Source organism: Duganella callida (genome assembly GCF_004614165.1).
Lineage (GTDB): Bacteria > Pseudomonadota > Gammaproteobacteria > Burkholderiales > Burkholderiaceae_D > Rugamonas > Rugamonas callida.
This window is the reverse complement of record NZ_SPVG01000001.1, coordinates 1-19,260: the sequence shown is the minus strand read 5'-3', so window position 1 is coordinate 19,260 and position 19,260 is coordinate 1. Positions and strand designations below refer to the sequence as shown.

General features: G+C 67.0%; 17 protein-coding genes. 4 read left to right on the top strand and 13 right to left on the bottom strand.

Annotation, left to right across the window (positions count from 1 at the left end; genetic code table 11):
- On the bottom strand, positions 1-208 hold a 208-nt coding region (locus E4L98_RS00085; RefSeq protein WP_135199523.1), incomplete at its 3' end, for a GDP-mannose 4,6-dehydratase.
- A gap of 107 nt (positions 209-315) precedes the next feature.
- On the opposite strand from E4L98_RS00085, the gene E4L98_RS00080 reads away from it, so the two are divergent.
- Entirely contained in the window at positions 316-1,179 is an 864-nt protein-coding gene (locus E4L98_RS00080; protein ID WP_135199522.1) for a symmetrical bis(5'-nucleosyl)-tetraphosphatase, read from the top strand.
- A gap of 11 nt (positions 1,180-1,190) precedes the next feature.
- Here E4L98_RS00080 and E4L98_RS00075 read toward each other — a convergent pair whose 3' ends face one another.
- From E4L98_RS00075 to E4L98_RS00050, 6 genes are read right to left on the bottom strand one after another with little or no spacing between them, the layout of a single operon-like run.
- Positions 1,191-1,940, bottom strand: coding sequence for a lysophospholipid acyltransferase family protein (locus E4L98_RS00075; RefSeq protein ID WP_135199521.1), 750 nt, complete (start codon positions 1,938-1,940; stop codon positions 1,191-1,193).
- A gap of 7 nt (positions 1,941-1,947) precedes the next feature.
- Positions 1,948-3,249, bottom strand: a complete 1,302-nt coding sequence (locus tag E4L98_RS00070; RefSeq protein WP_135199520.1) for a dihydroorotase — start codon at positions 3,247-3,249, stop codon at positions 1,948-1,950.
- Entirely contained in the window at positions 3,246-4,211 is a 966-nt protein-coding gene (locus E4L98_RS00065) for an aspartate carbamoyltransferase catalytic subunit (RefSeq protein WP_135199519.1), read from the bottom strand. Before E4L98_RS00065 ends, E4L98_RS00070 begins: the two co-directional genes overlap by 4 nt.
- An 8-nt stretch (positions 4,212-4,219) precedes the next feature.
- A complete protein-coding gene (pyrR, locus tag E4L98_RS00060; protein ID WP_135199518.1) occupies positions 4,220-4,735 on the bottom strand; it encodes a bifunctional pyr operon transcriptional regulator/uracil phosphoribosyltransferase PyrR in 516 nt (171 codons plus the stop codon).
- Positions 4,736-4,737: 2 nt separating this feature from the next.
- Complete coding sequence (gene ruvX, locus E4L98_RS00055; RefSeq protein WP_205746632.1) at positions 4,738-5,127, bottom strand: Holliday junction resolvase RuvX; 390 nt, start codon at positions 5,125-5,127, stop codon at positions 4,738-4,740.
- Positions 5,128-5,784 carry a YqgE/AlgH family protein gene (locus E4L98_RS00050; protein WP_135199517.1) on the bottom strand — a complete coding sequence of 219 codons (657 nt, stop codon included), beginning with the start codon at positions 5,782-5,784 and terminating at the stop codon, positions 5,128-5,130.
- Positions 5,785-5,936: 152 nt separating this feature from the next.
- On the opposite strand from E4L98_RS00050, the gene E4L98_RS00045 reads away from it, so the two are divergent.
- On the top strand, positions 5,937-7,376 hold the full coding sequence (locus tag E4L98_RS00045) for a cryptochrome/photolyase family protein (RefSeq protein ID WP_135199516.1): 1,440 nt from the start codon (positions 5,937-5,939) through the stop codon (positions 7,374-7,376).
- Here E4L98_RS00045 and E4L98_RS00040 read toward each other — a convergent pair.
- The 6 genes from E4L98_RS00040 to E4L98_RS00015 all read right to left on the bottom strand — a co-directional run bounded on the left by E4L98_RS00040 (position 7,357) and on the right by E4L98_RS00015 (position 16,955).
- On the bottom strand, positions 7,357-13,062 hold the full coding sequence (locus E4L98_RS00040; protein WP_229257153.1) for a hybrid sensor histidine kinase/response regulator: 5,706 nt from the start codon (positions 13,060-13,062) through the stop codon (positions 7,357-7,359). The two genes, E4L98_RS00045 and E4L98_RS00040, sit on opposite strands and share 20 nt — an antisense overlap.
- A gap of 30 nt (positions 13,063-13,092) precedes the next feature.
- On the bottom strand, positions 13,093-15,387 hold the full coding sequence (locus tag E4L98_RS00035; RefSeq protein WP_135199515.1) for a methyl-accepting chemotaxis protein: 2,295 nt from the start codon (positions 15,385-15,387) through the stop codon (positions 13,093-13,095).
- A 31-nt stretch (positions 15,388-15,418) separates the two neighbouring features.
- Positions 15,419-15,961 carry a chemotaxis protein CheW gene (locus tag E4L98_RS00030; RefSeq protein ID WP_135199514.1) on the bottom strand — a complete coding sequence of 181 codons (543 nt, stop codon included), beginning with the start codon at positions 15,959-15,961 and terminating at the stop codon, positions 15,419-15,421.
- A 2-nt stretch (positions 15,962-15,963) separates the two neighbouring features.
- Positions 15,964-16,329 carry a response regulator transcription factor gene (locus E4L98_RS00025; RefSeq protein WP_135199513.1) on the bottom strand — a complete coding sequence of 122 codons (366 nt, stop codon included), beginning with the start codon at positions 16,327-16,329 and terminating at the stop codon, positions 15,964-15,966.
- Between the two features lie 16 nt (positions 16,330-16,345).
- Positions 16,346-16,738 (bottom strand): response regulator, encoded by a 393-nt coding sequence (locus E4L98_RS00020; protein ID WP_135199512.1) that lies wholly within the window; start codon positions 16,736-16,738, stop codon positions 16,346-16,348.
- A 64-nt stretch (positions 16,739-16,802) separates the two neighbouring features.
- Positions 16,803-16,955, bottom strand: a complete 153-nt coding sequence (locus tag E4L98_RS00015; RefSeq protein ID WP_135199524.1) for a rubredoxin — start codon at positions 16,953-16,955, stop codon at positions 16,803-16,805.
- Positions 16,956-17,050: 95 nt separating this feature from the next.
- Between E4L98_RS00015 and thiD the strand changes: the two genes are divergently transcribed.
- Together thiD and hemL are read left to right on the top strand one after the other, a co-directional pair.
- The gene (thiD, locus tag E4L98_RS00010) at positions 17,051-17,899 is read left to right on the top strand and encodes a bifunctional hydroxymethylpyrimidine kinase/phosphomethylpyrimidine kinase (RefSeq protein ID WP_135199511.1); all 849 of its coding nucleotides are present in this window, start codon (positions 17,051-17,053) and stop codon (positions 17,897-17,899) included.
- A gap of 21 nt (positions 17,900-17,920) precedes the next feature.
- Positions 17,921-19,204 carry a glutamate-1-semialdehyde 2,1-aminomutase gene (gene hemL, locus E4L98_RS00005; RefSeq protein WP_135199510.1) on the top strand — a complete coding sequence of 428 codons (1,284 nt, stop codon included), beginning with the start codon at positions 17,921-17,923 and terminating at the stop codon, positions 19,202-19,204.
- Positions 19,205-19,260: the final 56 nt, after the last annotated feature.

The following is a 19,260-nucleotide window of genomic DNA, read 5'->3' as shown; positions in this document are numbered from 1 at the left end:
GCTGGAACAGCGCCAGCACCTGGGCCTGGTCGCAGATATCGCCGCGCACGAAGATATGGCGCGCATCCTGCTTCAGCGACGCCAGGTTGTTCAGATTGCCGGCATAGGTAAGCTTGTCGTAATTCAGAACAGGCTCATCCGACTGCGCCAGCCAGTCGAGTACAAAATTAGAACCGATGAAACCGGCACCACCTGTCACAAAAATCATTTAGTATCCCGCAGCAAGAGTCAAAAAGTCGTATGCATGATTTTATGTGATGTGCCCCGTCTGGGGGCAAAAATTCAGGATATTTCAGTTTCCAACGCAACGAGGCGATGAGTAATTCCCAGAAAACCTATGTAATCGGCGATTTGCAAGGCTGCCACGACCAGGCGCGCGCCATGGTCGAGCGCATCCACGCCCATGCGGCGGCCGCAGGCGTCGAACGGCCCGCCATCCTGTTCGCCGGCGACCTGATCAACCGCGGTCCCGATTCGCTGGCCACGCTGCGGTACGTGCGCGAACTGGCCCTGGCCAGCGACGGCCGCATCGACAGCGTGCTGGGCAATCACGACCTGCATTTGCTGGCGGTCGCCTACGGCATCCGTCCCGAGCACAAGTCCGATACGCTGGAAGCGATCCTGGCGGCGCCGGACCGCAAGGAGTTGATCGCCTGGGTGCGCCATCGTCCATTGGCGCTGCGCGCCGGCCGGCACGTGCTGGTGCACGCCGGCCTGCTGCCGCAATGGAGCGGCGACCAGGCGCTGGCGCTGGCGGCCGAAGTCCACAAGATGCTGCGCAGCGCCGATGTGGAAGGCTTCCTGACCGAGATGTATGGCAACCAGCCCGACCAGTGGTCCGACGATCTGCAGGGCGTCGATCGGCTGCGCTGCATCATCAACGCCATGACGCGGCTGCGTTTCTGCACGGCCGACGGCGTAATGGATTTCAAGATGAAGGAAAGCGGCAGCGCCGATCCGTCGACCGGGCTGATGCCATGGTTCGAGGTGCCGGGCCGCCGCAGCGCCGACGACACCGTGGTGTTCGGCCACTGGTCGGCGCTGGGCCTGAAGCTGACGCCCAATCTGATCGGCCTGGACAGCGGCTGCGTCTGGGGCGGCCAGCTGTCCGCCGTCTGCCTGGAAGACCGCAGCCTGCTGCAGGTGCAGTGTCCGCAGTTCCAGCAGCCGGGCCGCTAATCAGGTCGGGGTCAGACCCCGACCACCGTCACGCCCAGCGCCGCGGCGATGGCCTGGTGCGTGGTCTCGGCCAGCTCGCGGCGGTGGGCGCCGGCGGTCGCCAGCGGCGGCAGGATCGCCAGTTGCGCCTTCACCGGCGGCCCGTTCAGTATCCACATGATGCTTTGCGCGAAGCTGGTGTCGCCGATGAAGTCCACCGACGGATGCGGGCCGCCGCCGGGCGCCTGGTAGCTCAGCGCGAACGGCTGCACCGGCGCCTTGGCGTCGATCGCCGCCTCGAACAGATTGGCATGGAAGGGCAGCAGCGAACCCTGCGCCGCCGTGGTGCCCTCGGGGAAGAACGCCACCCGCTCGCCGTTCTCCAGGCTGGTCACCAGCCCCTTGAAGATATGGCGCAGATCGCGGCGGTTTCCGCGCGCGATAAACACCGTTCCCGCTTTTTCCGCCAGCCAGCCGGCCAGCGGCCAAGAGCGGATCTCGGCCTTGGCGACGAAATGACTCGGGTACAGGCTGTGCACCACGAAGATGTCCAGCCACGACACGTGATTGGCCACCACCATCGCATGCGCGAGCGCCGGCGCGCTGCCGGGCGCCAGCTCCACCGTCACCTTGCAGATCTGCAGCAGCTTGCGCGACCAGCGGCGGATGTGGCCGTTGCGTTGGGCTTCGCCGAGAAACGGAAACATCGTGGCGCAGATCGCCATGCCCTTGAACACGTGCAGCAGCATCCGCACGATGCGGAATAGCGTCGACGGTTTCATGCTCCGGTCAACGCTGGTAGGCCACGTGGCCGGCCACGATGGTGGTGCGCACCTGTCCCGCCAGGTTGTAGCCGAGGAAGGGCGTGTGCTTGCCCTGGCTGGCCAGCGCCGAACGCTCGACCGTCCAGTGCGCGCCGGCGTCGAACAGCACCACGTCCGCCACCGCGCCCACCGACAGGGTGCCGGCGTCCAGGCCGGCCACGCGCGCCGCTTCCGAGGTGATGCGCGCCAGCGCACGCGACAGGACGCCCTGCTTGCCGGCGTCCTGCTGGACGGCGTAATCGTCGGTCCACTTCAGGGTCAGCGACAGCAGCAGCTCCAGACCGGTGGCGCCCGGCGAGGCTTCGCCGAACGGCAGCAGTTTTTCGTCGTCGTCCACCGGGGTGTGGTCCGAGCACAGCGCGTCGATGGTGCCGTCCAGCAGGCCGGCGCGGATCGCGTCGCGGTCGCGCTGGCTGCGGAACGGCGGCGTCACGCGGGCGTTGGAATCGAAGAAGCCGATGTCGGCGTCGGTCAGGTGCACATGGTGCACGCCGACGTCGCAGGTGACCGGCAAGCCTTCCTGCTTGGCCTTGCGGATCAGCTCCAGGCCGGCCGCCGACGAGATGCGGCACAGGTGCACGCGCGCGCCGGTGGCGCGCATCAGTTCGAAGATGGTGTGCAGGGCGATGGTTTCCGCCATCACCGGCACGCCGGACAGGCCCAGGCGCGAGGCCAGCGGGCCGGACGCCGCCACGCCGCCGCGGCCGATGTACGCATCCTGCGGCCGCAGCCACACGGTGTAGCCGAACGTCCTGGCGTACTGCATGGCGCGCAACAGCACATTGGTGTCGGCGATCGGTTCTTCCGCCTGGGCAAAGCCGATGCAGCCCGATTCGGTCAGCTCGGCCATCTCGGTCAGCGCCTGGCCCTTCAGGCCCATGGTCAGCGCGCCGAGCGGGTGCACGTGGGCCTGGTTCAGCGACCGCGCGCGGTGTTTCAGCATTTCCACCAGGCCGGGCTCGTCCAGCACCGGATCGGTGTCCGGCGGGCATACCAGCGTGGTGACGCCGCCCTGCATGGCGGCCTGCATTTCCGATTCCAGCGTGGCCTTGTATTCGAAGCCCGGCTCGCGCAGGCGTGCGGACAGGTCGACCAGGCCCGGTGCGACGATCAGGCCGCTGGCGTCGATGGTCTGGTCGGCGCTGAAGCCGGCCGGCGCGGCGCCTACGGCCGCGACCTTGCCGTCAACGATAAAGAGGTCGTGCTTGCCGTCGATGTGGTTGGCCGGATCGATGATATGGCCGTTCTTGATATGGATGTTATTCATGCCTGGGTTCCTGCCACAATGCTCATCACCGCCATACGTACTGCGATACCAAACGTCACCTGCGGCAGGATCACGGCCTGCGCGCCGTCCGCCACGGCGGAGTCGATTTCGACGCCGCGGTTCATCGGACCGGGGTGCATCACGATGGCGTCCGGCTTGGCCAGCGCCAGCCGCTCCGGCGTCAGGCCGTAGCTCTTGAAGTATTCGCCGGCCGACGGCAGCAGCGCGCCGCTCATGCGTTCGTTCTGCAGGCGCAGCATGATGATCACGTCCACATCCTGCAAACCCTCGTCCATGTTGGTGAAGGTGCGTACGCCCATCTGCTCCAGGCCGCCCGGCAGCAGGGTGTGCGGGCCGATGGCGCGCACTTCCGGCACGCCCAGCGTGGTCAGCGCATGGATGTCGGAACGGGCCACGCGGCTGTGCAGGATGTCGCCGACGATGGCCACGCGCAGGTTGGTGAAATCCTTCTTGTAGTGGCGGATGGTGTACATGTCCAGCAGCCCCTGGGTCGGGTGCGCGTGGCGGCCGTCGCCCGCGTTGACCACGTGCACGTGGTTCTGCTTGGTCTCCATCAGGTGCTTGGCGATCAGGTAGGGCGCGCCCGACTGCGCGTGGCGCACCACGAACATGTCGGCGTGCATGGCCGCCAGGTTGTCGATGGTGTCCAGCAGCGATTCGCCCTTGCTGGTCGAGGAAGCCTGGATGTTCAGGTTGATGACGTCGGCCGACAGGCGCTTGGCGGCGATTTCAAACGTGGTGCGCGTGCGCGTCGAGTTTTCAAAGAACAGGTTGAACACCGATTTGCCGCGCATCAGCGGCACTTTCTTCACGTCGCGGTCGGAAATGCCGACGAAGGAGGACGCGGTATCCAGGATGTGATTGAGGATGGCCTTGGGCAGCCCCTCGATCGACAGCAAGTGCTGCAGCTCGCCGTGTTTGTTCAGTTGCGGATTAAGCATGTTAAATGTCAGGCAGGTTCTATGGTTAGCGTAAATTTTCCATCATCGGCGCGCTTCAGCACCAGCGCCTGGCCCTTTTCGACCGTGACCCTGGCGGCGACGAAATCGGCGGCCACCGGCAGCTGGCGCTCGCCGCGGTCGACCAGGGCGGCCAGCATGATGCGTGCCGGGCGGCCATAGTCGAACAGTTCGTTGATGGCGGCGCGGGTGGTGCGGCCGGTGTACAGCACGTCATCGACCAGCAGGATGTTGGCGGCGGCCACGTCGAAGCCGATGTTGGTCGGCTTGACGTCGGCCGGCAGGCCCTTCTTGGCGTAATCGTCGCGGTAGAAGGAGACGTCCAGCACGCCGCAGCGCGCCGACAGGCCCAGGTCGGCGGCCAGGCGCTCGGCGATCCAGGCGCCGCCGGAGTGGATGCCGACGATGGCGACGTCGGGCACGCCGGCCAGGCCGGCCTGGACATCGGCCAGCAGCGCCGCGTACAGCGCCTCGGCATCGAGTTGGTGGGGATTCAGGGTAGACATGGTCAGAGGGTATCGAAGTATTGTTGCAGAATGATGGCGGCGGCGCGGTCGTCGATGACCTCGCCGCGTTTGGCCGAAATCACCGCCGAGGAATAGCGTTCGTCGACCAGCTCGACCGGCAGGCCGAAGCGCCCATGGAGCTGGTTGGCGAAGCGGCGCGCGCGCGCCGTCATGTCGTGCTCGGCGCCGTCGGGATGCATGGGCAGGCCGACCACCAGGCGGGCCGGCTTCCACTCATCGAGCAGGGCCTGGATGTCGGCAAAGCGGCTGGCGTTGTCGACGGCGTGGATGACTTTCAGTGGCTCCGCCTGGCGCAGCATGGTATTGCCCATGGCCACGCCGATGCGTTTGATGCCGAAATCGAAGGCAAAGATCGTTTCTATACTGCTCATTCAGGCGTGGCCCGCTTCGGACGTCAGCATCAGCGGGTCGATGCCCAGCAGGCGCATGGCGGCCGTGTAGCGCTCCTCGACCGGCATGTTGAACAGGATTTCGGGATCGGCGCCGACGGTCAGCCAGCCGTTGCGGCCGATTTCCTCTTCCAGCTGGCCCGGGCTCCAGCCCGAATAGCCGATCGACACCAGCATGCGCGGCGGGCCATCGCCGGCGGCCACCGCCTCCAGCACGTCGATCGAGGTGGTAAACGCCACGTCCTTGGTCACCGTCAGCGACGACGAATAGCGCTGGCCTGGGGTGTGCAGCACGAAGCCGCGGTCGTCCTGCACCGGGCCGCCGAACATGATCGGCTCGTCGTCATGGCCCTCCAGACCGGATTCGACCTTGAGATCGATGCGCTCGAACAGCGTGTGCATGGTCATGTCGGTGGGCTTGTTGATCACCACGCCCAGCACGCCGTTTTCGTTGTGTTCGCACACATAGACCACGGTACCGCCGAAGATCGGATCCTGCATCGACGGCATTGCAATCAGGAAATGATTTGCCAGGTTCAGGGCTGGCGTTGCCGACAGGCTCCGCGGTTCAAGGGGATCGCCGGTCTCCTGCATCAAGCCGGGTACAGGTAGAGGTTTGCCGATTTTGCTTTTCTTCATACAAGTTGCTCTCTCTGCTGGGTGCTGTTCTATCTGTGCTGCTGACAATTACTGTAGTATTCGCGCGGCTAGCAACTCTGTTTACTCGCTAGTTTACACCGAAACGGGGCGACAACCATGAATGCGTCCCGCACAAGCTTGAGCAAAAACGAATGAAACTGACCTCTTCCCTCGTCTGGCTGCGCCGCGACCTGCGCGTTTTCGACCACGTGGCCCTGCACCAGGCGCTGCTCGCCAGCGAACGGGTGTATTGCGTATTTGTCTACGACACCACCATTTTGAACGATTTGCCACGATGCGACCGCCGCGTTGACTTCATTCATGCCAGCCTCGCCGAGGTCGCGGCGGAACTGCAACAACTGGGCGGCTACCTGATCACGCGCCATGGCGATCCGGTCGACGAAATCCCGGCGCTGGCCGAGGAGCTGGGCGTGCAGGCGGTGTTTTGCAACCATGACTATGAACCGCAGGCCATCGCCCGCGATGTGACGGTGGCCAAGGCGCTGCACGCGGCCGGCCGCCGTTTCCACAGCTACAAGGACCAGGTGATCTTCGAAAAGAACGAGATCCTGACCCAGGGCGGCGGCGTGTTCTCGGTGTTCACGCCCTACAAGAACGCCTGGCTGAAGCGGCTGGCGGCCGATCCTTCGGTGCTGACGCCGTATAACATCGAACCGCACGCGGCGCACTTCGCGCCGCCGCCCAAGCGCCCACCCAAACTGCCGACGCTGGCCGAGCTGGGTTTCGAGCCGAGCAACCTGAAGGAATTGAAGATTCCGACCGGCATGTCCGGTGCCGCGCGGCTGTTCGACGATTTCCTGACCCGCATCGCCGATTACAACGTCGCGCGCGATTATCCGGCCGTCAAGGGGCCATCCTACCTGTCGGTGCATTTCCGCTTCGGCACGCTGTCGGTGCGCCACCTGGTGCGTACGGTGCTGGACCTGCAGGAACGCGGCGGCGGCGGCGAAGGCGCGGCGGTGTGGCTGTCGGAACTGATCTGGCGCGAGTTCTACGCCATGATCCTGTATCACCATCCGCACGTGGTCAGCGCGGCGTTCAAGCCGGCCTACGACGCCATCGCATGGGAAACCGGGCCGGAGGCCGATGAACTGTTCGCCGCCTGGTGCGAGGGCCGCACCGGCTACCCGCTGGTGGATGCGGCCATGCTGCAGATTAACCAGACCGGCTGGATGCACAACCGCCTGCGCATGGTGGTGGCCAGCTTCCTGACCAAGGACCTGGGCATAGACTGGCGGCGCGGCGAGGCGTATTTCGCGCTGCATCTGAACGATTTCGACCTGGCCTCCAACAACGGTGGCTGGCAGTGGGCGTCGTCCTCGGGCTGCGATGCCCAGCCCTACTTCCGCATCTTCAATCCGGTGGCGCAGTCGGAGAAATTCGATGCCGAGGGCAAGTTCATCCGCCGCTACCTGCCGCAGCTGAAGGAGCTGAGCAACAAGGAAATCCACGCGCCCTGGCTGGCGCCGCGCATGCTGAGCGCCGGCTATCCGCCGCCCATCGTGATGCACGACGAAGCGCGCAAGCGTACGCTCGAGCGCTACGAGGTGGTCAAGAAGCCGGCTGCGTAAGCAGCCCGTCGATCGCCTCCAGCAGCACCGCTTCCTGGAACGGCTTGCCGAAATAGGCGTTCACGCCCAGCTCCAGCGCGACGTTGCGGTGCTTGTCGGCGCTGCGCGAGGTGATCATGATGATCGGGATTGCCCGCGTGCGCTCGTCGCCGCGCACGTTGCGCGTCAGGTCGAAACCATCCATGCGCGGCATCTCGATATCGACCAGCATCAGGTCCGGCCTGGCGTCCTGCAGCTGCTCCAGCGCATCCACGCCATCCTTGGCCAGCAGCACCTGGTAGCCTTCGCGCTCCAGCAGCCGCTGGGTCACGCGGCGCACCGTCAGCGAATCGTCCACCACCATGATGGTTCGGCCCTGCGGCGCGGCCGGGCTGCCGGCGGCCGCCTGCGCGTAGTCCGGCTGGATGTCGGGATGGTGCGCCAGATGCTGCGCCAGCGCCACCGGGTTCAAAATCAGCACGATGTCGCCCGTGCCCAGCACCGTGGCGCCGGCGATGCCGACCAGCCGTGACAGCTGCGGCCCGATATTCTTGATCACCACCTCGCGGTTGCCCAGCACCTCATCGACCTGCAACGCCAGGCGCTCATTGCCGTTCTTGAGCATCAGCACCGGCGCGGAACGCTGCACAGCGGGCTGCGTCGCGTCGCCGAGCAGCGCCGGCAGATAATGCAATGCGGCCGGTCCCGCCGCGCCACCGGCCCCGATGGCGGCCACTGTGCCGCCCTGACGCGCTTCCGCCAGCGCAGCTTCTTTCATCTGCAGCACCTGCTCCACCAGTATCGACGGCAGCGCGTAGGTCTTGCCGCCGGCCGCCACCAGCACCACCTGGGTCACGGCCAGCGTCAGGGGCAGACGGATGGTGAAGCGCGTGCCCTCGCCCCGTTGCGAATAGAGATCGACGCGGCCGCCCAGCGCCTGCGCTTCCGACTGCACCACATCCATGCCGACGCCGCGTCCCGACAGCTCGGTCAGCGCCTCGGCGGTGGAGAAGCCGGGTTCGAAAATCAGGTCGGCGATCTGGGCGTCGGTGGCCGCGTCTTCCGCATCCAGCAGTCCGGTGCTGATGGCCTTGGCCTTGATGCGTTCCAGATCGAGGCCGCCGCCGTCGTCGCTGAAGGTGATCACCACCTCGTTGCCCTCCTGCGCCACCTGCACCAGCAGTTCGCCGGTTTCGTTCTTGCCGTTGGCGGCGCGGTTTTCGCGCGACTCCACGCCATGGGCGATGGCGTTGCGCAGCAGGTGTTCGAACGGCGCCGCCATGCGTTCGAGCACGCTACGGTCGATTTCCACGCTGCCGCCGCGGATGTCGAGGTTGACGCGCTTGTCGACGTCCTTGGCGCTCTGGCGGGCAACGCGGAACAGGCGTTCGGCGATGCTGGCGAATGGCACCATGCGCACGCGCATCAGGTCGCGCTGCAGGTCGCGCGTCAGGCGCGCCTGCTGCGCCAGGTCATTGCCGGCGTTGTCGACGCTGCGGCTCAGGCTTTCGTGGAAGGTGGCGACGTCGTTGACGCTTTCGGCCATCATGCGGGTCAGTTCCTGCAGGCGCGTGAAACGGTCGAATTCGAGCGGGTCGAATTCGCGCTCGCTGGAGATGGCCATGCGCGAGGCGATCTGCGATTCGGCCTGCATTTCGACCTCGCGCAGCTGGCGGCGCAGGCGGGCCAGGTTGTCGGAAAAGTCGGCCAGCGCGCTGCGCAGCTGCCCGACTTCATTCTCCAGCCTGGAACGGGAGATCGAGACTTCGCCGGCCTGGTTGACCAGGCGGTCGAGGATGTCGGCGCGCACACGTACCAGCGGCGATTTCGCGCCAGGCTGCTGCTCGTCGGCGGCGGCCGGCGCGATCGAAATCGGTGCCGCGGGCGCTGGGGCGGCGTCCGCGAGCGCGCCCGACGATGCCGCGGCGGTGGCGTCGGCGCGAGCGCCCTCCGGCCCGGCCAGCGTTGCGTCGCCTTGCAGGTCGTCGATGTTGTCGGCCAGGCCGGCCAGCGCTGCCGGCTGCGGATGTTGCAACTGCTCGAACAGCAGCAAGGCGTGGTCGTAGTGGGCCAGCAGTTCGTCGAAGGCTTGCGGCGTGGCGGAGCCGGCATGCACCATGTTTTCGACGTGGGTTTCGATTTCATGCACATGCTGGCCGAGGCGCATGGCGCCGGCCATGCGCGCGCTGCCCTTCACGGTATGCAGCAGGCGCAGCAGGCTTTGCGCCTGCGCGGTGTCGTCAGGATGGTGATGCCAGGCGCGCAGCGCCTCGCCGACTTGCGGCAGCAGATCCGCGCCCTCCTCCAGGAAGACAGGCAGCAGGTCGTCATCCAGTTCGTCGTGGAAGACTGGCTGGGTGGCGCTGAGCAGACCGGTGTCCGCCGCCGGCAGTGCGATCACTTCCGCGTCCGGCAGGCTGGCCGGCGAAGGCGCGACATCGGGTGCTTCGACAGCTTCGACAGCATCGTCCCCCTCGGCCGCCGACGCAGGCATGGCGTCCGAATCAGGTGCGACGGCTGACGGCCCGGACTCCGCTTCAAGCGGTGCGGCAGGCGGGAGCGGTTCGTCCTGGGCGGCGGGGCTGGCTGGCGCTGCCAGCGGCTCGGCGATCTGCAACGGCGGTTCGGCAAATGCGTCGTCGAAGGCCGCGTTGAACAGATCGTCGATGCCGTCGTCCACATAGACTTCGGTTTTCTTTTTGGCGGGAATATGCTGTGGCGCTTCGGATTCCGGTACAGTGCCGCTGAGCGCCTCGTACGTTTCCCGGAACAGCTGGTCGAGCGGCGATTCCGCCGGCGCGTTCAGGTTGTCGATGGTCTCCGCCACCAGATCATCGAGGCGGGCTTCGATCTCCTCGCTGGCCGCGGGCGCGGTCGCGCGCAACTCGTCGCGCAGGCCGTGCAGCGCGCCGATCAGCTCCGGCTGGGCGGAAGGCATCTCGCCGGCCGCGAAGCTTTGCAGCATCTGGCGGATGCGCTCCACCGTAAAGTCCAGCAGGTCGTGCTGAACCTGGTCCAGGTACGGCGCGGGCGGCAGCAGGGCTTCCAGCGTCGACTCCAGCGCCAGCGCCAGCTCGCGCAGCGCCTTGAAGCCCACCGTGCCCGAAGTGCCGGCCAGCGTGTGGGCTGCCTGCAGCGCCTCCGGATTGACCGGCCGACGCGGCTCATGGCGCCATTCGCCAAAGTCGCGCGCCAGCGCACGCACCAGCTCATCGGATTCGTGCAGGTAGATGTTGTACAGCGGCAGAGGGATGGCCAGCTCGCCGATCTGCTTGGTGTTGTCATCGCGCTGCACCACCGGCGGCGCCATGGTCGGGAATTCAATGACCTTACCCAGGCTGGCCGGCGGCGGCGCGGCAGCCTCGATTTCGTCGGGCACTGGCGGCTGATCGGCGGAAGGCGCTTGCAGCGACAGGTCTGCCTCATCCGGCGGCAATTCGAGCGGCGGCGCGGCATCGGGCTGAGTAGCCTCGTCGCCCTCTAGCTGCGGCGTCGCGTCGGGCTGAGTGGCCTCTTCGCCCTCCCGCAGGCGCGCGGCGGCGGCGATCAGGGCGTCGGCGTCGCGGCTGGACGTGCCGGTGGCGACCAGTTCCCGCACCCACGCATCCAGTTCCCGCGCGGCCTGGCCGAGCAGATCGAACAAGGCGTCCGAGGCCGGACGCTGCTCCGCCAGCCAGACATTCATCACCTTCTCGATCGCGTAAGCGCCGTCGGCGAATTGCGTCAGGCCGACCATGCGTCCGCTGCCTTTCAGCGTGTGGAACGAGCGGCGCAGCATGGTCAAATGCTCTTCCGAGCCGCCCTCCGCGCGCGGCCTGGCCAAGGTGTCGTTGACGAACGCCAGCACCTCCTGCGCTTCCGTGATGAAGACATCCAGCAGCTCCTGCTCCACCGCCGCATTGCTCTCGGCGGGTGGCTCCGGCATGGCCAGCGGCGCCGGCGCCGGCACCTGCTCCTCCAGCACCGGGATCGACTCCGACGCAGCCATTTTCCTGAACGGCACCGAACGGAACGTGCCATGCTCCGGGTCGAAGGCGAAGCGCTCGCGCGCGCCGGCCGGATTCTGCGCCAGCATGTCGACAAAGAAGCCCAACGCGCCCACGTTCTGCGCGATATCGTCCAGCGCCTTCGGCTCGGAGGACGGTTCCAGCGCCGCCACCGCGGCCTTCACCTGCCGCACCGCGCTGGCCGCATTCTCCTGGTCCAGCACCGACAGCGCGCCCTGCAACTGATGCAGTACCGGGTCCAGCTGCGCCAGCGAGCCGCGCTTCGACGGATCGGCGTAATAATCGTCCAGCACCTTCTCCACCTGGCGCAGGCCGGTCTTCATCTCGGCCGCCAGCGCCATCACCGTATCGTCCTGCTGCATGCGCTGCGCCAGACCGTTCTGCCACTGGGCCGGTTCCGGCGGCGTTCGGCCGGACACCAGCGCCAGCAGACGCGCGCCGATGGTATCGGCGTGCCCCGCAAAATCATCGGGCAGATGGCGGATATGCTGCAGGCCATGCTCCGCAAACAAGAGCGCCGACGCCATTTCCAGCGCCAGTTCCTCGCCGCGTCCGGCCGTCGCCGCCTGCTGCGCCACGTCGGCCAACTGGCGCAGCATGGCGCTGACCGCCGGCAGATCGAGCTGGTCGCACTCGGCCGCCACCTGCATCAGCGACGCGGCGAACGCCGCGTCCAGCGCCGGATCGCTCTCCGCCGCCAGGCGGTCCCAGGCCGCCTTGGCCTGGGCGATGCCGGCCTTGGCGCGTGCCAGCGCGTCGGCATCGATCTGGCCATAGCGGCGCGTCTCGTAATCGGCGGGCGCCAGCCCGTCCAGCGCAAACACCCGGCGCAACTGCTGCACCGTGGCCGCCGCCGGATCGCCGCCGGCCGAGGCGATGAAGAACAGCGCATCGCGCAGCATCGCTTCCGGCTGCACCGCCGTGCCCTGACTCAGTCGACGGATCTGCAGGTTGATCAGGCCGAACAGCTGCTTCACATACAGACTGCCGGCCAGCTGGCCGCCCGCCACCAGTTCGGCGAAAGCCTGCATCGCCAGCCAGAAGGTGCGCGCCTGCGGTTCCTGCTGCGCATCGGCCACCAGCTTGACCGCGTCCAGCAACGCGGCGGCGTGTTCCTGCCGCTGTGCCGCATCGGCGCTTTTCATGTAAGGCAGCAGCGCGCGCTCGAAGCGCTGGCGATAGGCGGCATAGTCCGGCGCCTCGGTCGCGGCCACCGGCGGCAGAGCGGGGATTTCGGACAGGTCGGGGAAGAACAGGTCGGCCGGATGGATGCGCTCCGCCCCCAGCATCTCCTGCACCGCGCGGTAGTAGGGGAACAAGCGCGCCGGCTGCGATGGCTCGCCTGCCAGCAGACCTTCCAGGTACTCGACCAGCGCCTGATACAGCTGCGCCACCACCTGCGCATGATCGGCGCTGCACTTCAGCGTGCCGGCCTTGAAGCGGTCCAGCGCCGCCTCGGCCGCCTCGGTCAACAGGCTGACGCCATCCACGTCCACCATCTGCAGCGCGCCGTGCGCCTGATGCAGATGCGACTTCGCATGCTGCAACTGCGTGGCCTGATCTTCCGCATCCCTGCCGCCGGCCTCGAACAGCGCGGTGCGCGAGCGCCCCAGCGATTCGCGGATTTCCACCATCACCCACGACAGCGGGCCGGTGTCCAAAGGCGGTTGAACGGGAATCGGAAGATCGGAAATGGTCATTGCTTGTCTCGGCCTCTCAATGTCGGTGGGTCAGGCGATGCGGAATCGCGCCACCGAGTTTTTTAACTCCTGCGCCAGCACGGATAATTTATGAATCGATTGCGCGGTCTGCTGGGTGCCGTCCTGCGCCTGGCCGGTCACCACCAGGATATGCTGGATATTCTGCGCCACGCCGGACGCCGACGTCGCCTGCTGGCCGGTGGCCTGGGCGATGCCGGAAATCAGCTCGGCCAGGCGATTGGACACCTGCGAAATATCGTGCAGCGCCGCGCCGGCCGCGTCGGACAGGCGCGCGCCCTCCACCACGCCCTGGGTCGATTTCTCCATCGCCGCCACGGCGTCGTGGGTATCGGTCTGGATGGTGCGCACCAGCGCGCCGATCTGCTTGGCCGCTTCGGCCGAGCGCTCGGCCAGCCGCTGCACCTCCTCCGCCACCACCGAGAAGCCGCGTCCCGCCTCGCCGGCCGACGCGGCCTGGATCGCCGCGTTCAGCGCCAGCACGTTGGTCTGCTCGGTGATATCGGAAATCAGCTCGGTGATCTCGCCGATCTCCTGCGACGACTCGCCCAGCCGCTTGATGCGCTTGGAGGTGTCCTGGATCTGCTCGCGGATCTCGTGCATGCCCTTGATGGCGTTTTCCACCGCCGTCGAGCCCTGCCGGGCCGCCGCCACCGACTGCCGCGCCACGTCGGCCGATTCGCTGGCCGAGCGCGACACGTCGGTGATCTCGTTGGCCATCTTCAGCACCGTGGCCGAGGCATCCTGGATTTCGCGCGACTGCTGCTGCGACGCCGACAGCAGATCGGTGGAAATGCTCTGCGCGTGGGTGGAGGCGCGGGTCACCTGCTCCGCCGTCACCGTCACCCGGCCCACCAGGCCGCGCAGCTCCTCCACCGTGTAGTTGACCGAATCGGCGATGGCGCCGGTGATGTCCTCGGACACCGTGGCCTGCACCGTCAGGTCGCCGTCCGCCACCTCCTGCAGCTCGTTCATCAGGCGCAGGATCGCCGCCTGATTCTGGTCGTTCATGGCCTTGGCCTCTTCCTCCTTGCGCTGAGAATCCTGGCGCATGGCTTCCGCCTCCTGGCGGCGGCGCTCGGCGCCGCGTGTGCGGTTGTGCGAATCCATCAGCAGCACGCGGCCGATAGCCGCGGCGATCACCAGCGTCAGCATGCCGCCAGCCACCATCAGCCAGAAGCTCAGGTCGGGCGTGTCCTGGTTTTCGCGGTAGGTCTGCTGCAGTACGCTCAGACGCTGGCGCAGCGCCTCGTTGTCGTTAAAGATCAGCATTTCGGCCGCCTTGGCGGCGGCGAACTTGTCCAGCTTTTCCAGCACCGCCGCCACCAGCTGCTGGTATTCCTCGAAGGCGCCCCGCAGCTCGGTGAACTTGGCGCGCAGCTCGGGCGCGCGTTCGGCCGCCAGTCCCTGCGGCACGCTGCCGTTGAGGAAGCCGTCCACCGTGTTGCGGAACACGGTGACGTCGCGCCCCAGCTGGAAGGCGGTGTCGGCGCTGATGCCGCCGGCGGTGAGGAATTCGGCGGCGCTGCGGTTCATGCGCTGGGTCATCATGGTCAGCCTGCCCAGCGCCGCGATCTCGCGCGCCGAGGCGCCACGCTGCAGCTTCAGGTTGATGATGTCCTCGGTGCGCACCAGCAGGTCGGGCGAGAGCGCGTTCAGCTTCTGCAGCGTCTTGTCCATGCCGCTCAGCTCATTCTTGAGCAGCAGGATGGTGCCGCAGGCCAGATCGGTGGCGCCCCACTGCTTGCGCGCGGCGGCCACCACCTGCGCCGTGCCCTGATCCGGCTCGCCGATGGCGCGGCCCTGGTACTGGCCGCCGCGCGTCATCAGATTGAAGTCGTTGGTCAGCTCCCTGCGGCTTTCCTCCAGCTGGCGGAAGCCCTCGGCGCTGCCCTGCACCGCGTTGGGCGCGGCCTTGCCGATGCGCTGCGAGTGCATCAGCGCATCGCTGGCGACCTGGGTCTGGGCCGAGCGGTTGGCGCTGTGGATGGTGTTGACGGCGACAAAAACGGCGCTCATGCCGATGCACACCGCCAGCGCGGTGGACAGGACGCTCAGCTGGCGCTGCGCCGGCAGGTGGCCGATCAGCGGCAGCCGGAAACCGGAACCCGGCTCCACCGGCGCGGAAGCGATGGTGCGGCGGCTCAGCGCATCGCGCAGGCGCAGCGGTTCGTCCGTCGCCGTGGCGGCCGGCGCGGGCGCGGGGGCGCTGTGCAGAAACTGCGAATCGCCGAACTCGGAATTCGCCGTCAGCGCCTCCCCGGCACTCCGGCTGCCGCGCGAGAACATCCCCAACTTGAAAGCCATACACCCTCTCCGGATTAAAGTGATTGCCGCTCTAGATGTAGCCTACCTGTGAAAAACCCGGTTCCCGCACCAGTTGCGCCAGATCGAGGCGGGTCCACTGCCGGCCGTCGCCGTCGCTGAAATGCTGGCGGCACCAGGCCGGCCCGTCGGCTGCGTCCAGCGCCGTCATCTCGGCCAGCCGGCGCAGGCCCAGCACGCGCTCGGCCTGCAGCGCGCAATTGAAACCGAGACCGGGCGCGAAGGTGATCCAGCGCAGGTCGGAAGACACCGCGGCGTCGGCCGCCGGCTGTCCCAGGTAGCGCGCCAGGTCGATCACCCCGGTCAGGTTGCCGCGGATATTGGTCAGGCCCAGATACCAGTCCCGCGTCAGCGGCACCGGCGTGGCCGTCTGCGGCGACACGATCTCGCCGATCTGGGTCAGGTCCAGCAGGCAGGGGCGGCCGCCGATCGTCACACCGAGCTCGCGCCCGGCCGCAGCGTCGCCGCGCGCGGCCTGCATGCGCTCCAGCAGCTGCACCTGGTACTGGCGCAGGCGGCTGCGGCGTTCGGGCTTGGCCTCCGGCGCGCTGCTCATGGTCAGCCGAGGGCCGCGATCCTGGCCAGCAGTTCGGCCGCGTCGACCGGCTTGACCAGGTAATCGCGCGCGCCCTGGCGCATGCCCCAGATGCGGTCGGTCTCCTGGTTCTTGCTGGAGCAGATGATCACCGGCACGTCCTGCAGCTCGGGATCGCGGGCGATCGAGCGCGTGACCTGGAAGCCGTTCGCGCCCGGCATCACCACGTCCATCAGGATCAGCTGCGGCTTGTCGGCCTTGATCTTGGCCAGCGCCTCCTCGCCGCTTTCGGCGACCGACACCGAATAGCCGTTGCGGACCAGGATATCGGTCAGGTAATAGCGCTCGGTGGGCGAGTCGTCGACGATCAGGATTCTTTGTATGGCCATATTTCCCCCTGCTGCTTTATTCTGTGGCGAGCGCGCCGCCGGTGTGCTCGCGCACGGCGGCCAGCAGGCTGTCTTTGGTAAATGGTTTGGTCAGATAGGCCACCGCGCCCACCATGGCGCCGCGCGCGCGGTCGAACAGGCCATCCTTGGAGGACAGCATCAGCACCGGCGTGGCGTGGAATTTCTGGCTTTTTTTGATCAGCGCACAGGTCTGGTAGCCGTCCAGCCGCGGCATCAGGATGTCGCAGAACACCAGCGCCGGGTGATGGTCGTTGATCTTGGCCAGGGCGTCGAAGCCATCCTCGGCCAGCACCACCTGGTAGCCGGCCTGGCTCAGAAAGATCTCGGCCGACCGGCGGATGGTGCTGCTGTCGTCGATCACCATGATTTTCAGCGGTGTAGTCGTCATAGTCAGTTCGCCCGGAAGAAACTACACCATAGCACAGGCGCCGCGGCGGGGCGTGACGCCCGTCTCAGATGGCTACCATCTCGAAATCGTCCTTGCGGGCGCCGCATTCCGGGCAGCTCCAGTTCATCGGCACATCGGCCCAGCGGGTGCCGGGGGCGATGCCTTCGTCGGGCAGGCCGGCCCGCTCGTCATAGATCCAGCCGCAGATCAGGCACATCCAGGTCTTGTACTCTTGCGTTGTTTCGTTGCTACTCACGTTGCGCCACCCTTAATCAAGTAAAATGCCGAATGAGGTATCTTAATCTACCAGCCGTGCAAAACCAAACTTCTCCCCTTATCTTGAGCTTTGGCGCCGCCGATCCGACCGGCGCCACCGGAGTCCAGGCCGACCTGGCCGTTTTTTCAGCCCTCGGCTGCACCGGACTGGCGGCCACCACCGCGTTGCTGATCGGCGACAGTGCCCATGTCGAGGACCTGCAGGACGTCGATCCCGACTGGGTGGTCGACCAGGCGCGCGTGATCCTGGAAGACATGACCATGGCCGGCTTCAAGGTCGGCGGCATCACCAACATCGAGCAGGTGGCGGCGATTGCCGAAATCCTGTCCGACTACCCCGATGCGCCGCTGATCCTCGATCCGTTCAGCTCGCGCCTGCCCGACCCGGTGGACGACGATGCCGAAGAACTGCTGACCGCCATCCGCCAGCTGCTGGTGCCGCAGGCCACGCTGCTGATGCTGTCGCGCGTGGAACTGGGCCGGCTGGCCGAGACCTGGCGCGAATCGGCCGACGAAACCATGGAATCGGACGTCGAACACCTGCTGGCGCTGGGGTGCGAGTTCGTGCTGGTCACCGGCACCCCGGCCGGCGGCGCGCAGGGCGAGGCCGCCGCGCCCAACACCCTGGCCAACACCCTGTACGGCGCCGACGGCCTGATCCGTCATGACGCATGGCAACATCTGGCGGGGCCGTTCATCGGCGCCGGCGGCACCTTGTCGGCCGCGCTCGCCGCCTACATGGCGCGCGGCTTCGACGTCGCGGACGCGGTGGCGGCCGCCCAGGAATACACCATCGGCGCGCTGGCGCACGCGCAGCGCTATGGTATGGGAAAATTTGTGCCCAACCGCTTTTTCCAGCTGCGGTCCGGCCAGGGCCTGCAGTGATCAACCAGTAAAGAAGCCATCATGACCATATCCAAGAATGACCTGCTGTTCGAACGCGCCCAGAAAACCACCCCGGGCGGCGTCAACTCGCCGGTGCGCGCCTTCCGCTCGGTGGGCGGCACGCCGCGCTTCATCACCCGCGCCGAAGGCCCGTACTTCTGGGATGCCGATGGCAAGCGCTACATCGACTATATCGGCTCGTGGGGGCCGGCCATCGTCGGCCACACCCATCCCGAGGTGGTGAAGGCGGTGCAGGACGCGGCCGCGCGCGGCCTGTCGTTCGGCGCGCCGACCGAGGCCGAAATCGACATGGCGGAAGCACTGTGCCGCCTGGTGCCGTCGCTGGAACAGGTGCGCCTGGTGTCGTCCGGCACCGAGGCCACCATGAGCGCGCTGCGCCTGGCGCGCGGCGCCACCGGCCGCGACAAGATCGTCAAGTTCGAAGGCTGCTATCACGGCCACGCCGACGCGCTGCTGGTCAAGGCCGGCAGCGGCCTGCTGACCTTCGGCAACCCGACCTCGGCCGGCGTGCCGGAAGATTTCGTCAAGCACACCCTGGTGCTGGACTACAACGACGTGGCACAGATCGAAGAAGCGTTTGCCAACTTCGGCGACGAGATCGCCTGCGTGATCGTCGAACCGGTGGCCGGCAACATGAACCTGATCAAGGCCAGCCCCGCCTTCCTGACCCGGCTGCGCCAGCTGTGCACCGCGCACGGCGCCATCCTGATCTTCGACGAAGTGATGTGCGGCTTCCGCGTGGCGCTCGGCGGCGCGCAGGAACTGTACGGCATCAAGCCGGACCTGACCGCGCTGGGCAAGGTGATCGGCGGCGGCCTGCCGGTGGCGGCGTTCGGCGGCAGCGCCGAGCTAATGAGCAAAATGGCGCCGCTGGGCGCCGTCTACCAGGCCGGCACCCTGTCCGGCAACCCGGTGGCGGTGGCGGCCGGCATGACCACGCTGAAGCTGATCCAGGCGCCGGGCTTCTACGAGCGGCTGAGCGCCACGGCCGCGCGCCTGGCGGCCGGCCTGACGGCGGCGGCGAAGGAGGCCAACATCGCCTTCTGCGCCGACGCGGTGGGCGGCATGTTCGGCCTGTACTTCAGCGTCACGCCGCCGAACAACTACGCGGAAATGATGGCGGGCGACCGCGAGCGCTTCAACCTCTTCTTCCACCACATGCTGGACGAAGGCGTGTACTTCGCGCCGGCGGCGTTCGAAGCCGGCTTCGTCTCGGCCCAACATACGGACGAAGTGATCGACGCAACCATCGCCGCTGCCCGCCGCGTGTTCGCCAAGCTGTAACAATCCGGGGTCAGTTCTGCCAATCGCACACGGGCTCTACCGTAGCGCATGCGCTA